Here is a 15,172-nt window from a genome sequence, read left to right as displayed (position 1 = left end):
CCCGATACCCGCTGCCGTGATCCTCGTTCCATGAGTCTCGCGGTATTGGGCGATGGCAGGGATCCCGTGGGCGGTACGAATCGGCTTGAACGGGAAGGCGGAGTGAAGGCGACCGAGAGACCAGAGTCGTGGGCCACGAGCGACGGAACCCGTGCCAGCATGCGGGCGAACCGCAGCCGTGACACGAAACCTGAGCTGGCCCTGCGGCGAGCGGTTCATGCGCTCGGCCTGCGGTATCGTGTGTGCTCTCGGCCTCTGCTGGAGGTGCGCCGCACGGCGGACATGGTGTTCAGCCGCCAGAAGGTGGCGGTGTACCTCGACGGATGCTTCTGGCACGGCTGCCCGAGCCATCATCGAGCTCCAAGAGCTAACGGCGAGTACTGGTCCGCGAAAGTCGAGCGCAACCGGGCGCGTGACCGCAGCACAGACCAGGCTCTCGCGGATGCTGGATGGTTGACTATTCGCGTCTGGGAGCATGAAGACATGGCGGAGGCCGCGCTCAGAGTGGTATCGGCCGTTCGGTCCCGATCCTCAAAGTCTTAGCTTCCATCAGAGCGCGGGTGCAGGCACCGCCGGCCTCGCGCTGTTGAGCGCGTACGGCCTTTCCCTGGCGTTGGGGCGGACGAAGGGCTCCTTCCCGTAGCCACGCCATACTTCGCCGCCTCGAACAACACACTCCAACCAGGGCTGCTGTTCTTCGCTCCGCGACCGCAACACGCCGAGCTCGCCAGGGCCGTGGCGGACTTGCCCAGCGCAAGGCGCGTCTGACAGTGGCGGCCGTGGCCGCATTTGATCAGTCGTTGGGTCTGTCGAGGCACTACAAACTGTCATACGCATGTGTCATGGTGGATGGACGAGGAGGTGCGACGATGGAGTTCCATACCCGGGTGCGCCACGAATCGCCACCTGAGCCGAATGCGTGCAGGTGGTGTGGCGTGCTCCAAGAGAGCCATGGTCATCAATGGACGCCGGCCAAGCGCTGGCATCTTTGGGAGGCACCTACCCCTGCACAGCGTAAGGCAAGAATGCTGTGGCGTCGTGCCCACCGTGCATCACCGATCAAGCGCCGCCATGCCGACTAGTTTACTGAAGGCATCTCGGAGCTCCTTGGGAATGTCTTCTGGCCTTGTCAGGCTTCGAGAGAGTTCGTACACAAGCTCAGTCTTAGACGCCGGTCCAGTGTCGCTCTCGGTGGCAAAAAGATCCTCTAGTGCTTTACTAAACTTAGCTGCACCGCGTAGCGCGGAGATGTTCTCCGACGTCCAATTAGCGGCATCATTTCTGCGCCATACCCTGTTGCCAACGTCAGCCCACTGTTTATCGGTGAAGAGGTACTCAAGCTCTTTATCGGGAAGTCCCAGCCAGTGACAGTGCTCCTTTCTCAGACCAACGGAAGCTAACCTGGTATCACTGAAAAGCCGATTTCTCCCACTGTCGGCATCGACGATCATAAGCGTTTGCCGCCCGCTTCGCGCGAGATAGCCAACAAAGTTGAGTGCGCCTTCATTGTTGTTGCAAGCAACAATAACCACGCCAGCGGCCTGCAAGGATCGCCCTGTGGCGAGTTTGAAGAGGATTGGGAACGCTTGTTGTTCAGATGCTCCTTCCACTCCCACAAAGCATCGCTCGTGCAGCAGTACGGTGTTGCGAAGTCCGAGAGCGGCTGCTATGTCAGCCAAGTGCTGAGTATTTGCCGCATCACTTGAGTCGTCGAGCAGCCGCTTCGCCACAGTGCGCTCGTCGACCAGTTGTAGGTGGATGATGTCATCGATCGCAGCTCCATCGATCAGGTTCATGGAGTGGGTAGCAACGACCATCGCAACGCCTGGCAAGTCGCATTGCTCGCGAATCAGCTCCATCACTCGTCTTTGTTGCAGATAGTCGAGGTGGGTATCAGGCTCGTCGTAAACGATCACTACATCGCGTTCTTCGCTATATGCGGCGCCCGAGTCCACATCACGACGAAGTATGTCGCTCGTCCACTCCCAAATCGCAAGGCTAATTCGCCGGCTTCGACCAGAGCCAACCGATGTCAGCGGCACTTCCTCGCCATCGGTACGAGCGAGTCGGAGTCGCGTTCGCTGGAGGCCTCCTTTGAACGAAACGTCTGGCTCAACGGTAACCGAGACGAGGTCAGTGCACCGAACCTTGATGTGCGAGATTAGGTCATTTGCGTCGTCCAGAATGCAGTTCTGGAGCCTCTGCTCAAGTTCCTTGACCTGCAGCTTAAATTCGTCACTATCGAGATGTTCCCGGTATCGATCATTTAGTGCAGCCTTAACTGCCGCCTCGACCGATCCCGCTTCACCGAATCGCAAAAGCCGGGGCATGGCATCTCGAACATCCGGACGGACCGGCGTCCAACCGATCACGGCCGATTGGGTTTTGGCGAAGTCCTCTAAGGTTTTGACCCACACGGGCTTCAAGGAACCTGCCGGTACCGTGACGCTGAAGTCGCGCGCGATCTCCCGCAGGGCAGGCATGGTCTTGGATGCGATGCCCCGAAGGCGCGCGTCTTGGGGCACCTGCTCCTCTGACTCGAGGCGCAGGTTGCCGCCCTCGCTCCAGATCCGACGGATGGCGATGCGTTCTGGCAGGCCCAGTTCTGTTCGTTCAGATTCCGATGGCAGAAACTCGCCACGGACCTCAATGGAGTCGACTCGCTTACGTTCGGTATCCGCATCTGACGTAAGGGCCATGAACGTCGGATCATCATCGGTGATCTGGTAGTCGCCCAGGAGAAATGCGATTGCATCAATGACGGCCGTCTTGCCTGCGTCGTTGTGTCCAGCAAGAATGGTTGGCCGTCGGAGTGGGATCGGTCCGACCTGACGAAGGCTGCGAAACCCAGATACTTTGACGGAGGCGAGCCGCATCTCTGTCTCCTTCAGCTCCAGTCCTCGGTTAAGGGGGTGTTTCCGCAGTTGGAAATGATCTCTCGGATCTAGAGTTCGGCCTCAATGACCACAAAGGCGCTGTCGCCAGGGCGGTATTGAGAGGGAACGGCAAACGTGTCGTTCGAAACCGCGATATCCATCACTTCGGCGATCTTGAAGAGCTTGGGCGCGTCGATGCTCGTGCCACCAGAGGACGACCCGCCTGCAACCTGTTGACCTCTAAGCATCCACGTGTTATCGCGAGATTGTCCGACTGCCATTGGGATGACACTGCGGGAATATCCCTTGTAGAAGAAGGTGACCACGCGACGTTGTGCTATTGCGGCCCGAAGCGTGTCAATCGCCATCGATGTCTCCTGAGTGTCGCGCGAGGAGCCACATCTTTCCAGATGAGACGGAGGAAGCGCAAAACGATCTATGCGCCTAGCGCACCATCCAATCTCGCGGGCGAGCTACGTAGACCCCGGTGGTCTACGTTGCGGGTGGCGGTCGCTTGGTTGTGGTGTCCCCGTAGGTGATGGTTATGGCGAACTCGATCGCGTCGTGGCGTTTGACCTCATTGGTGCCAGACGGGCAATAGCGATCTTTGCAAAGCTGCCGACTCGACTGGAGATGTGCAACGTGTCTTTCGAAAGTCGCAGTGGATGTGGCTTTTTTAGTTCGATGACTACGGTCAAGAGCCAGGCGCACGCCGCGCTGGCAAAGCTGCGTGCGGCGCTGCCGATGTTCGCCGAACAGGCCGGCCAGTACGCCGACGCGGAAGCGGCCGTGGTCCGGGCCCGGCGCTCGCGGGCGCGCCGGATCGCGGTGGGCGCGGCGCTGGCGGTGCTGCCACTCGCCCTGGTCGGGGTGCTGTTCGCGGTGCGCGGCGGCGACACCGTGCCGCCGCCGCTGACCGGCACCGCCTCGCCCAGCCCTTCGGTGTCCGCGCCGGCGCAGGTGCCGCCGATGCCCACGCAGGTGCCCGAGCCAGGCCCCGACGTCGCCGCCCTGCCGCGCGACCGGGGCGTCGGCCCCGCCTCGCTGCTGCGCTACGACCTGACCTCGGAGCCGGGCAAGGTACGGGCGGACGTGCTCGCCGGAGGATCGTGGTATCGCACGACGTTCCCCAACATCAGGAGCGGCAACCCGGCCGAGCTGTCCCCGGACGGCCGCTGGCTGCTGTGGCCCACCCCGGACGGCGCGGTCGTCCGGGACCTGGCCGGCACAGCCGAGCGGGTGCTGCCGGGCGCCCTGGTGGTCCGCTGGTCTCCCACGGGCAACTGGCTGCTCGGCTACCGGGGCATGTCCGATCGCTACAGCCTGTACTCCGTGCCGGACTGGACCGAGTTCCCGGCGCCCGCCCGCGAGGCCGGATGGAGCATCAGCGGTGTGCTGGACACCGGTGAGGTGCTGCGCATGGCCGACACAGGCAAGGGCGGCAAAGTCGGGGTCGAGGTGGTCGATCCGCGGACCGGTGCAGTGCGGCCGCTCGCCGTCGACATCAGCGGCTCGCTGCGCCCGGCCGAGGGGGTGCGCCGGCGCGTGGTGCCGCTCGCGGCGATCCACCCCACCGCGGACGGCACCGCCGCGATCGAGGTGCGGGAGGAGTCACCGGCCGGGAGCATCGTGGCCTTCGTCCAGATCTCGGTGACCGACGGCCGGGTGGTGCGCCGCCACGACGTGCCGCCGGCAGCCACGCCGATGAGCCCGAACTTCCTCATCTGCTACCGGGGCACGGAGTTGTTCTGGCGCGGCGACGACACGATCAACAGACGTCAGGGGCCGGACGGCGCCGTCACCACCGTCGGTCTTCCTCCGGGACGGTATCGCCTGCCCGGCTGCTGGAGCGTGTTCTGATCGGGCTCCCGCCCGGCCCGTGCCCCGACCGGGGCTGTGGGCCGGGCGGGCCGCCGGGATGATGAGCCGCAACCCTTTGGCGCCCTGCCGCGTAGTGGGGGGTCGGAGGTAAGGACATGAACAGATTCGACGGGTTCCACGAGTTCGTCGTGGCCCGCGGGGGAGCCCTGTCGCGCTGCCCCGGCTGCTCCGTGGTCCTCTAGCCGGCACCGGCCCGCGTCCCTCGGGCGCGGGCCGGTTCATGCCGGAGTTGGGCCGCCGCCCCAGCAGTGGGGATGTGGGGGTGAGAATGGCGGCATGGGTGCCGCGCTGCCGATCATCGACCTGTCCGCCGACCGTGCCACCGTGGCAGCCGCGATCCAGGCGGCATGCCGCGACAGCGGCTTCTTCTACCTGAGCGGACACGGCGTGCCCGCCGAGCTGCTGAAGTCACTCGACGCGGCGGCGCGGGAGTTCTTCGCGCTGCCCGAGGACGCCAAGATGGAGATCGCCATGGCCCGCGGCGGCCGGGCCTGGCGTGGCTTCTTCCCGGTGGGAGGCGAGCTGACCTCGGGCCGCCCGGACCTCAAGGAGGGCCTGTACTTCGGCCTCGACCTGCCCGATGACGACCCTCGCGTCCTCGCCGGTCTGCCGCTGCACGGCTCCAGCCTGTACCCCCGCCAGGTCCCGGCCCTGGCCGAGCTGGTCCCGGCGTATGCGGCCGCGCTGACGCGCGTCGCGCAGGACGTGATGCGCGCCGTCGCGGCGAGCCTGGACCTGCCCGATGACTACTTCGCGAGTGGTTACACCGCCGACCCGACCGTGCTGTTCCGGATCTTCCACTACCCGCCGGCGCCGTCCGGGGACGACGGCTGGGGCGTCGGCGAGCACACCGACTACGGCCTGCTCACCCTGCTGGCCCAGGACGAGAACGGCGGCCTGCAGGTGCACACGCCGCGCGGCTGGGTCGACGCGCCGCCGGTCCCGGGCACGTTCGTCTGCAACATCGGCGACATGCTGGACCGGCTGACCGGCGGGTACTACCGGTCCACCCCGCACCGGGTGCGCAACGTCAGCGGCAACGAGCGCCTGTCGTTCCCGTTCTTCTTCGATCCCGACTTCTCGGCGGCCGTGCCGCCGCTGCCCGGCCGGGCCCGCACCGACGCGTCCGGCCGGCCCCGCTGGGACGGTCAGGACCTGCGCGCTTTCACCGGCACGTACGGCGAGTACCTGCTGGGCAAGGTGGGTAAGGTCTTCCCCCAACTGCGCGGTGAGGTGCTGTGACCGTCTCTTCGCCCACCGGGACGTACGCTGTTCATCCCCACGACAGCAGCCGTCCATCTCGGCGGGCGAACGTCATGTGATCGGATAAACCGGCCGCATGGGGGAAGACGTTGACCGCTCGCTTCGAGTTCTACGAGCGGGCGTGCGCCGGCGTCACCTGGCGGCTGCTGTCCAGCAACAACCGTGACCTCGGCCGCTCCGGCACCGGCTTCCCCGATGTGGACGCCTGCCTGCGCGCCGTGGACGAGGTCCGCGCCGCCGTCACCGAGGTCGAGCCGGTCATCCACCGCGTCAGCCGCCTCGCCTGGGCCTGGCGCCTGGACGCCGCCCCCGGCGCCGTAGCCATCGCCAGCCGCGCCTACCAGCGCCGCGTCCAGGCCCAAACCGCCTGCGACCTCTTCCTCCGCCTGGCCGCCACCGCCCCCGTAACCCCCGAAGTCCGCCAATCCCGCACCTGACCCCGCTGCAACCCCGCCAAGATCACGTCGATCTTGCGCGAAGTGTTAGGGATTTGCCCGGATAGTGCGTGTCGTACCCACAGCTCGCGCAAGATCGGCGCCGGAGAGGCGCGCGGGACGCGGCGCGGGGTGGTCAGTCGTGGGCGCCGCGGCGGAGTTGTTTCAGGGCGCCGCGGTGCTTCTTCGCGTCGAGGCGGCGCTGTTTCGCGCCTTTGCTCATCTTGGTGGGGCGGCGTGGGGGCGGGGGCGGAGCGATGGCTTCGCGTAGCAGGGCTGTCAGGCGGGCGCGGGCGGCTTCGCGGTTGGCGAGCTGGGCGCGGTGCTCGCTGGCGGCGATGGTGAGGACGCCGTCGGTGAGGCGGCCGGCGAGGCGCTCCAGGGCGCGGGCGCGCAACGGCTCGGGGAGGGCGTGGGAGCGCTCCACGTCGTAGGAGAGCTCGACGCGGCTGTCGGCGGTGTTGACGCCCTGGCCGCCGGGGCCGGAGCTGCGGGAGAAGCGTTCGCGCAGCTCGGATGCCGGAATCACGATCCGGTCGGTGATTGTCAGGTCTTCGGCCATGGCTGCGTCCTCCCTTCCCGGGTCTTCCCCGCGGCGTGCCGATCATGCCGTACGGAGAGCGCGACCACCGCACCATTTTCGCCTCTCGGGCAGAAGGCATCGACGGTCAGCAAAGTTGCTTAATCGGTTTTCATGGTCCACGTCACAGGATCGTCACGAGATCGACCCCCCATTGACATGCTGGGAGCGCGCCCATACCGTGTGTGCACTTATCCGGTTCAGTAGACGCTTCGCGATCCCTGAACGCGGGCGTTTCAGGTTTGTTCGGAGGACACATGCGACTGCACAGGTCCCGCTGGGCCGTGGGGACCGCCCTGGTGGCGGTCACCGCGCTCGCGCTGGCGGGTTGCAAGGGCGGCAGCAGCGAGCCGTCGGAGCCCGGCGGCCCGGTCGAGCTGAAGATCGCCTTCTGGGGCGACTTCGGCCTCGACGAGCTCAAGGCCAAGTACGAGGCCGCGAACCCGAACGTCAAGATCGTCCTCAACTCGGGCGAGTACAACGCCCAGCACGAGGACCTGCAGAAGAAGCTCATCGCGGGCAGCGGCGCGCCGGACATCGCCGCGATCGACGAGGGCTTCATCGTGAGCTTCCGCAGCCAGGCCGACAAGTTCGTGAACCTGCTGGACAAGGGCGCGAGCAGCTACCAGGACAAGTACCTGGGCTGGAAGTGGAAGCAGTCCCTGTCGGCCGACGGCAAGACCCAGATCGGCCTCGGCACCGACGTCGGCGGCCTGGCCATGTGCTACCGGACGGACCTGTTCAAGGCGGCCGGCCTGCCGACCGAGCGCGACAAGGTCTCCGCGCTGTGGCCGAGCTGGGACGACTTCATCAAGGTGGGCCGGCAGTACACCGCCGCCTCGAAGAAGAAGTTCCTGGACAACGCCACCAACCTGTTCAACCCGATCCTCGGCCAGCAGCCGGTGGGCTTCTACGACGAGTCCGAGGCGCTGAAGATGGACGGCGGTCCCAAGGTCGCGTTCGACCTGACCATGAAGTCCATCGAGGCGGGCCTGTCGGCGAACCTGCCGGCCTGGTCCCCGGAGTGGAACGCGGGCTTCGTCAAGGGTGACTTCGCCGTCCTCGCCTGCCCGGCGTGGATGCAGGGTCACATCAAGAACACCGCGCCCGACACCAGCGGCAAGTGGGACATCGCGGCCATCCCCGGCGGCGGCGGCAACTGGGGCGGCTCGTTCCTGACCATCCCCAAGCAGGGCAAGAACGTGGACGAGGCGTACAAGCTGCTGGAGTGGCTGGTCCAGCCGGAGCAGCAGATCGAGATCTTCAAGAAGGTCGGCAACCTGCCCTCGCAGCCGGCCCTCTACAAGGACCAGAACATCCTCGACTTCAAGAACCCGTTCTTCAGCGACGCCCCGGTCGGCCAGATCTTCGCCAAGACCGCGGAGAGCCTGACCCCGCAGTACCTCGGCAAGAAGAACGGCCCGACCCGCGTCGCGGTCGAGAACGTCATCAACTCCGTCCAGGCGGGCACCACCAAGGCCGGTGACGCCTGGGCGCAGGCGGTGAAGGAAGCCGACAAGGCCTCGAAGGCCTGACGGGCGGCTTCGCGTAGGGGATCAGAAGGGGTGGGCGTCTCCCTACGGCGTCCACCCCTTCGCCCGCCGCGACGGAACCCGGCCGGACCGTGCGCCGCCGCACCGCGGCGCGCCACGGTGCCCGGCCCCGTTCCGCGACGGAATCATATCGACCTTCCTCGGTAAACGGAGGTAATCGTGCGCGGGCTCTCGCACCGGCTGCACCGCTTCGACGTGAAGCAGATGCCTTACGTCCTGATCGCACCCTTCTTCATCCTGTTCGCGATCTTCGGGCTGTTCCCGCTGATCTTCAACGGGATCGTGGCGCTGCGCACCTGGCGCCTGGACGACCCGGCTCAGGACGGCTGGGCCGGCCTCGGCAACTTCGAGAAACTGCTGTCCGACGAGGACTTCTGGAACGCGCTCTACAACACGTTCGGCATCTTCGTGCTGTCCACCATCCCGCAGCTGTTCCTGGCCATCTGCATCGCGTTCCTGCTCAACCGGCAGCTGCGCGGCAAGATCTGGTTCCGGGTGAGCATGCTGCTGCCGTACATCACCCCGGTGACCGCCTCGACGCTGGTCTTCCTGGTGGTGTTCGGCCGGGACACGGGCACCGCCAACTGGGTGCTGTCGCTGTTCGGCATGGACGATCCGATCGACTGGCGGGCCGGCAAGCTGCAGTCCTGGGTCGCCATCGCCACGATGGTCAACTGGAAGTGGATCGGCTACAACGCGCTGCTCTACCTGGCCGCGATGCAGACCATCCCGCGTGACATCTACGAGGCCTCCGCGCTGGACGGCGCGACCGCCTGGAAGCAGCTGTGGCGGATCACCGTGCCGATGATCCTGCCCGTCGTCATCTTCACCGTGGTGCTGTCCACCATCGGCGGCCTGCAGCTGTTCACCGAGCCGATGCTGTTCGAGCCGAACCCGGCCGCGGCCACCGGCGGCGCCAACGGCGAGTGGCAGACCATCGCCCAGCTGATCTACAAGACCGGCTGGAAGAACCTCAACCTCGGCTACGCCGCCGCGATGTCCTGGGCGCTGTTCCTGATCATCGTGCTCGTCGCGGCCGTCAACACCCTGCTCACCAGCCGGCTCGGAGGAGGACGACGGTGACCACGACCACCGACACCCAGAGCGTGCGGCAGGCCGGGCCGCGCCCGGCGCCGCCCGCTCCGCCCAAGCGCCGCGGCGGCCTGTCCGTGGTGGGCCGCGCCCCCCAGGACACCCCGGCGGGGGTATGGACCTACGTCCTGCTCAGCCTCACCTTCCTGATCGCGATCTACCCGATCTACTGGATGTTCGTCATCGCGACGAGCACCGACGCGGCGCTGGCCGAGATCCCGCCGAAGTTCCTGCCCGGCGCCGAGTTCTCGCGCAACCTGCGCGAGGTGTTCTCGATGCAGGACGTGTACTTCGCCGAGTCGCTGGTGAACAGCTTCATCGTGTCCACCGTGGTCACGATCTCGGTGCTGTTCTTCTGCTCGGTGGCCGGGTTCGCCTTCGCCAAGCTGCGCTTCAAGGGCAGCAACGCGCTGATGGTGATGGTCATCCTGACGCTGACCGTGCCCAACCAGCTCGGCGTCGTCGCGCTGTACATCCTCATGGGCTACATGCCCGGCGAGGGCGGCTGGAACGGCACCCTGCTCGCGGTCATCGTGCCCGGCCTGGTCAGCGCGTTCGGCGTGTTCTACATGCGGCAGTTCATCCTCGGCGCGGTGCCCGACGAGCTGATCGAGTCGGGGCGCGTCGACGGCGCGACCACGATGCGCATCTACTGGAGCGTCGTGCTGCCCGCGATCCGGCCCGCACTGGCCGTGCTCGGCCTGCTCACCTTCGTCGGCACCTGGAACGACTTCCAGTGGCCGCTCATCACGCTGGGCGGCACGGACTTCCCGACCTCGATGGTCGCGCTGTTCGACCTGGCCAGCGGTAACTATGTGCTGTACCGGCGGGTGCTCGCCGGGGCGTTCGTGGCCACCGTGCCACTGATTGTTCTTTTGTTCGTCGGGGGCAGGCAGATTGTCCGCGGCATCATGGAGGGTGCGGTCAAATCGTGATGATGGCGTCGCGGTCCAGAAGCATGGTCCAGCTCCACCACGGCTGGCAGGTGTCGGCGCGCAACACGCCGGTGCCGGTCAGCCGGGTGCCGGCCACCGTGCCCGGCTGCGTACACACCGACCTGCTGGCGGCCGGGCTCATCCCGGATCCGTACCTCGACGACAACGAGGACGCGCTGAAGTGGATCGGGCAGACCCGGTGGACGTACGAGACCAGCTTCCTGTGGAACGGGCCGGAGGACGACCGGATCGACCTGGTCTGCGCCGGCCTGGACACCGTGGCGACCATCTCGCTCAACGGCACCGAGGTCGGGCGCACCGCGAACATGCACCGCGGCTACCGCTTCGACCTGCGCTCGGCGCTCACCCCCGGCCGCAACGACCTGCGCCTGGTCTTCGACTCGCCGTACGACTACACGGCGGCGATGGCCCGGCAGGTCGGCTCGCGGCCGGGGGCCTACGACGAGCCGTACAACCTGATCCGCAAGATGGCCTGCAACTTCGGCTGGGACTGGGGCCCGACCGTGGTCACCGCCGGGATCTGGCAGCCGATCGGGCTGCACAGCTGGTCCACGGCCCGCCTGGCGCAGGTGCGCCCGCAGGTCACCGTCGACGGCACCACCGGCCTGGTCGCGGTGCACATCGACGTGGAGCGCGCCTCGACCGAGTCGCTGACCGTCACCGCCGAGGTCGGCGGCGTGGTCGGGGTGGCCACCATCGGCGCGGGCAGCATCGGCGCGGTGCTGCGGCTGTCCGTGCCGGACGTACGCCGCTGGTGGCCGCGCGGGTACGGCGAGCAGCCGCTCTACCCCCTGCGCGTCGTACTGGCCAGCGAGGGCGGCCGGGAGCTGGACCGGTGGGAGCGCCGGGTGGGCTTCCGCTCGGTCCGGATCGACACCACCCCGGACGCGCACGGTACGCCGTACACGCTGCTGGTCAACGACGTGCCGGTGTTCGTGAAGGGGGTCAACTGGATCCCCGACGACGCGTTCGTCACCCGGATCACGCGGGAGCGGCTGGCCGAGCGGTTTAGGCAGGCGTGCGCGGCGAACCTCAACTACCTGCGCGTGTGGGGCGGCGGCCGGTACGAGTCGGAGGACTTCTACGACCTCGCCGACGAGCTGGGCCTCATGGTGGGGCAGGACTTCCTGTTCGCCTGTGCGGCGTACCCGGAGGAGGAGCCGTTCGCGGCCGAGGTCGCGGCGGAGGCGCGCGAGCACGTGGTGCGCCTGGCGTCCCACCCGAGCCTGGTGACCTGGACCGGCAACAACGAGAACATCTGGGGCTTCGCCGACTGGGGCTGGCCCGAGAAGCTGGCCGGGCGCAGCTGGGGCGCGGGCTTCTACCACCGGCTGCTGCCCTCGATCGTGACCGCGCTCGACCCGACGCGGCCGTACTGGCCGGGCAGCCCCTGGTCGGGCACCGAGGACATCCACCCGAACGATCCGGCGCACGGCACCATGCACATCTGGGACGTGTGGAACCAGATCGACTACACGCACTACCGGGACTACATCCCCCGGTTCGTCGCCGAGTTCGGGTTCCAGGCGCCGCCCGCGTACGCCACGCTGCGCCGTGCCCTGTCCGATGAGCCGCTGGCGGCCGATTCGCCGGGGATGCGGCACCACCAGAAGGCGATGGACGGCGACCTGAAGCTGCGGCGCGGGCTGGACGCGCACCTGCCCGAGCCGCGCGACTTCGCCGACTGGCACTACCTCACGCAGGTCAACCAGGCCCGCGCGATCCGGCTGGCGCTGGAGCACTTCCGGTCGCACCAGCCGGTCTGCATGGGTGCGATCGTCTGGCAGCTCAACGACTGCTGGCCGGTCACCTCGTGGGCCGCGATCGACGGCGACGGGCGGCGCAAACCCCTGTGGTACGCGCTGCGCGACGCGTTCGCCGAGCGGCTGCTCACGGTGCAGCCGCGCGACGGGGGCCTGGCGCTGGTCGCGTCCAACGACACCGACCGGCCGTGGCGGGCCGAGGCGACCGTGACTTCGTACGACCTCGGTGGCAAGGCGCTGGTGGCGACCACGGTCGCGCTCGACGTAGCGCCGCGCGCGGTGCAGGTCACGCCGCTGCCCGACGGCGTCGCGCTGCCCGAGGAGCCCCGGTCCGAGCTGCTCCGGGCCGTCGCAGGTGAGCAGCAGGCGTGGTGGTTCTACGCCGAGGACCGCGACATCGACTACCCGGCGGCCCGGTACGAGGCGAAGGCCGAGCCGGTCTCCGGCGGCTACGAGGTGACCGTCACCGCCGGGACGATCCTGCGCGACCTGACCCTGTTCCCCGACCGGCTCGACCCGGCCGCGACCGTCGACCAGGCCCTGGTCACGCTGCTGCCGGGGGAGTCGGTGACCTTCAAGGTCGCCAGCGCGGTGAGCCTGCCCGCCGCCAACCTGGCCGCCCGGCCGGTGCTGCGCTGCGTCAACGACATCCCGCGCGCCTGACCCCTCCCTCCATCCCTCTAGGAGCACGCACATGAACAGACGGATCCTGGCGGTCGCCGCCGGGGCGCTGATCCTGCTGCTCGGCACCGGCAGCGGCAGCGCCGCCGCGGCCGCCGCCCCGCCCGGCGGCGGGTTCGTCACCCGCCACGGCAGCGACCTCACGCTCGACGGCAAGCGGTTCCGGTTCGCCGGGACCAACAACTACTACCTGATGTACTCGTCGCCGGCGATGGTCGACGACGTGTTCGCCCGTGCGAAGGGCGCCGGGCTCAGCGTGCTGCGCACGTGGGGCTGGCTCGACATCGGCACGCAGGACGACCAGGGCTCGGTGTCGGGCAAGAAGAACGGCGTGTACTTCCAATACTGGGACGGCACGCGGCCCGCGTACAACGACGGGCCGGACGGCCTGCAGAAGCTCGACTACGTGCTGTGGCGGGCCGGGCAGAGCGGGATCAAGCTGATCATCCCGTTCACCAACAACTGGTCCGACTTCGGCGGCATCGACCAGTACGTGCGCTGGGCGGGCGCGGACAACCACGACGACTTCTACACCGACCCGGTCATCAAAGGCTGGTACCGCGACTGGATCACCCACCTGCTGAACCGGGTGAACCCGCTGACCGGGCTGGCGTACAAGGACGACCCGGCGGTCATGCTGTGGGAACTCGGCAACGAGCCGCGCTGCAAGGGCTCCGGCCTCTACCCGCCGTCGGCGTCGTGCACCCCGGCCACGCTCACCGCCTGGGCCGACGAGATGACCCGGCACGTCAAGAGCGTCGACGCGAAGCACCTGGTCGGCGTCGGTGACGAGGGCTTCTACTGCGACGACGCCACGTCCGCGGACTGGACCACCAACTGCGGCGAGGGCGTCGACTCGGTGGCGCTCGGCAAGCTGCCCGCGGTGGACGTGGTCTCGTTCCACCTGTACCCGGACGGCTGGGGCAACCGCACCGCCCAGTGGGGCGCCGACTGGATCAAGCGGCACCACCGGGACGCCAAGCGCATCGGCAAGCCGTCCTTCCTCGGCGAGTTCGGGTGGCGGGACAAGGCCACCCGCAACCCGGTCTACCAGCAGTGGACGGAAGCCGCCGCGAGCGACGGGGGCGACGGCTTCCTCTACTGGATGCTCAACGGCATCCAGGACGACGGCACCATGTACCCGGACTACGACGGCTTCACGGTGGCCTGCCCGGGGACCGTGTGCCAGACGATCACCAACGCCGGGACGATCATCTCGACCGGGCGGCGCACGTTCCCGCCGGTCGCCGACCACGACACCGCCGTGGTGCCGTTCGGCACGACCGCGGTGCTGCGCCCGGCCGCCAACGACATCGCGTACCAGACGCATGTCCGGGCCGACAGGATCGACCTGGACCCGGCGGCGGACGGGCGGCAGACCAGCCTGGCCGTGGCCGGGGGCGTGTTCACGCTGGCGGCATCCGGCGAGCTGACGTTCACGCCGGTCGAGGGCTTCGCGGGCAAGGCCGTGGCGTCCTACACGATCCGGGACACGGCGGCGCGGCTGTCCAACGTCGCCACGGCGACCGTGACCGTGCTGCCGGATCCGACCGCCGCGATCCCGCTCGCCTCGTGGGAGACCGGCGTGGAGGGCTGGGCGCCGGGTAATTGGCAGGCCAACGCGGGCACGCTGTCCGGGCAGACGTCGTTCGTCACCGACGGGGCCGCCGGGCTGCACGCCGACGGTGCCGACGGGGGCTGGTTCGGGGTCAGCTTCCCGGCGCCGGTGGACCTGTCCGGCAAGACGTCGGTCAAGTACGACCTGCGTACCGGCGCGGCGGGCACCTCGACCAGCATCGTGCTGCAGACCGGGCCGTCCTGGACCTGGTGCCAGGGCCCGTTCAGCTGGGTCAACCAGGACACCGCCCTGACCACGGTCGAGGTGGACCTGCAGACCGGCCTGTCCTGCGACCCGTCCTCCCTGACCGAGGTGCACGCGGTGTACCTGTGGATCAGCCCGGGGTCCTTCGACCTGGACCATCTCCGGGCGGAGTGACGTCTGGCGGTGGCTGGGTTTTGAAGATCGCTGTCCCGTGTCGAAACCTCTGGTCTGACCACAGGTTCTGACACGGGACAGCGATCTTCCCCACCCG

General features: G+C 67.8%; 12 protein-coding genes. 9 read left to right on the top strand and 3 right to left on the bottom strand.

Going from position 1 to position 15,172, the window contains the following annotated elements:
- Positions 1–30 precede the first annotated feature (30 nt).
- The gene (locus tag CS0771_RS01110) at positions 31–543 is read left to right on the top strand and encodes a very short patch repair endonuclease (protein WP_256442782.1); all 513 of its coding nucleotides are present in this window, start codon (positions 31–33) and stop codon (positions 541–543) included.
- Positions 544–1,052: 509 nt separating this feature from the next.
- Here the strand turns inward: CS0771_RS01110 and CS0771_RS01105 are convergent.
- On the bottom strand, positions 1,053–2,876 hold the full coding sequence (locus CS0771_RS01105) for an ATP-dependent endonuclease (protein WP_212839382.1): 1,824 nt from the start codon (positions 2,874–2,876) through the stop codon (positions 1,053–1,055).
- Between the two features lie 68 nt (positions 2,877–2,944).
- A complete protein-coding gene (locus CS0771_RS01100; protein WP_212839381.1) occupies positions 2,945–3,244 on the bottom strand; it encodes a hypothetical protein in 300 nt (99 codons plus the stop codon).
- A 316-nt stretch (positions 3,245–3,560) separates the two neighbouring features.
- Here CS0771_RS01100 and CS0771_RS01095 point away from each other — a divergent pair, with 316 nt between their 5' ends.
- The 3 genes from CS0771_RS01095 to CS0771_RS01085 all read left to right on the top strand — a co-directional run bounded on the left by CS0771_RS01095 (position 3,561) and on the right by CS0771_RS01085 (position 6,457).
- Entirely contained in the window at positions 3,561–4,736 is a 1,176-nt protein-coding gene (locus CS0771_RS01095; RefSeq protein WP_212839380.1) for a hypothetical protein, read from the top strand.
- A 297-nt stretch (positions 4,737–5,033) separates the two neighbouring features.
- Complete coding sequence (locus tag CS0771_RS01090) at positions 5,034–5,999, top strand: isopenicillin N synthase family oxygenase (protein WP_212839379.1); 966 nt, start codon at positions 5,034–5,036, stop codon at positions 5,997–5,999.
- Between the two features lie 110 nt (positions 6,000–6,109).
- The gene (locus CS0771_RS01085; RefSeq protein ID WP_212839378.1) at positions 6,110–6,457 is read left to right on the top strand and encodes a hypothetical protein; all 348 of its coding nucleotides are present in this window, start codon (positions 6,110–6,112) and stop codon (positions 6,455–6,457) included.
- A gap of 133 nt (positions 6,458–6,590) precedes the next feature.
- On the opposite strand, the gene arfB is transcribed toward CS0771_RS01085, so the two are convergent.
- Positions 6,591–7,016: an alternative ribosome rescue aminoacyl-tRNA hydrolase ArfB gene (gene arfB, locus CS0771_RS01080; protein WP_212839377.1), complete on the bottom strand. Its 426-nt coding sequence runs from the start codon at positions 7,014–7,016 to the stop codon at positions 6,591–6,593.
- Between the two features lie 275 nt (positions 7,017–7,291).
- Here arfB and CS0771_RS01075 point away from each other — a divergent pair, with 275 nt between their 5' ends.
- The 5 genes from CS0771_RS01075 to CS0771_RS01055 all read left to right on the top strand — a co-directional run bounded on the left by CS0771_RS01075 (position 7,292) and on the right by CS0771_RS01055 (position 15,075).
- Positions 7,292–8,569, top strand: a complete 1,278-nt coding sequence (locus CS0771_RS01075; RefSeq protein ID WP_212839376.1) for an ABC transporter substrate-binding protein — start codon at positions 7,292–7,294, stop codon at positions 8,567–8,569.
- A gap of 177 nt (positions 8,570–8,746) precedes the next feature.
- Positions 8,747–9,670, top strand: coding sequence for a carbohydrate ABC transporter permease (locus tag CS0771_RS01070; RefSeq protein WP_244870530.1), 924 nt, complete (start codon positions 8,747–8,749; stop codon positions 9,668–9,670).
- Positions 9,671–9,750: 80 nt separating this feature from the next.
- A complete protein-coding gene (locus tag CS0771_RS01065) occupies positions 9,751–10,614 on the top strand; it encodes a carbohydrate ABC transporter permease (protein WP_212845543.1) in 864 nt (287 codons plus the stop codon).
- A 23-nt stretch (positions 10,615–10,637) separates the two neighbouring features.
- Complete coding sequence (locus tag CS0771_RS01060) at positions 10,638–13,061, top strand: glycoside hydrolase family 2 protein (protein ID WP_212839375.1); 2,424 nt, start codon at positions 10,638–10,640, stop codon at positions 13,059–13,061.
- 31 nt (positions 13,062–13,092) lie between these two features.
- Complete coding sequence (locus CS0771_RS01055) at positions 13,093–15,075, top strand: cellulase family glycosylhydrolase (RefSeq protein WP_212839374.1); 1,983 nt, start codon at positions 13,093–13,095, stop codon at positions 15,073–15,075.
- Positions 15,076–15,172: the final 97 nt, after the last annotated feature.

It is taken from the genome of Catellatospora sp. IY07-71, assembly GCF_018326265.1.
In the GTDB taxonomy this organism is placed as follows: domain Bacteria; phylum Actinomycetota; class Actinomycetes; order Mycobacteriales; family Micromonosporaceae; genus Catellatospora.
This window is presented reverse-complemented; position numbering and strand designations above follow the sequence as displayed.

What these genes read in the sequence shown, in the direction of transcription:
- CS0771_RS01105 (WP_212839382.1), bottom strand. Translation starts at nt 2,876, where the DNA reads ATGCGGCTCGCCTCCGTCAAAGTATCTGGGTTTCGCAGCCTTCGTCAG.
- arfB (WP_212839377.1), bottom strand. Translation starts at nt 7,016, where the DNA reads ATGGCCGAAGACCTGACAATCACCGACCGGATCGTGATTCCGGCATCC.
- CS0771_RS01055 (WP_212839374.1), top strand. Translation starts at nt 13,093, where the DNA reads ATGAACAGACGGATCCTGGCGGTCGCCGCCGGGGCGCTGATCCTGCTG.
- CS0771_RS01110 (WP_256442782.1), top strand. Translation starts at nt 31, where the DNA reads ATGAGTCTCGCGGTATTGGGCGATGGCAGGGATCCCGTGGGCGGTACG.
- CS0771_RS01100 (WP_212839381.1), bottom strand. Translation starts at nt 3,244, where the DNA reads ATGGCGATTGACACGCTTCGGGCCGCAATAGCACAACGTCGCGTGGTC.
- CS0771_RS01095 (WP_212839380.1), top strand. Translation starts at nt 3,561, where the DNA reads ATGACTACGGTCAAGAGCCAGGCGCACGCCGCGCTGGCAAAGCTGCGT.
- CS0771_RS01075 (WP_212839376.1), top strand. Translation starts at nt 7,292, where the DNA reads ATGCGACTGCACAGGTCCCGCTGGGCCGTGGGGACCGCCCTGGTGGCG.
- CS0771_RS01090 (WP_212839379.1), top strand. Translation starts at nt 5,034, where the DNA reads ATGGGTGCCGCGCTGCCGATCATCGACCTGTCCGCCGACCGTGCCACC.
- CS0771_RS01060 (WP_212839375.1), top strand. Translation starts at nt 10,638, where the DNA reads ATGGTCCAGCTCCACCACGGCTGGCAGGTGTCGGCGCGCAACACGCCG.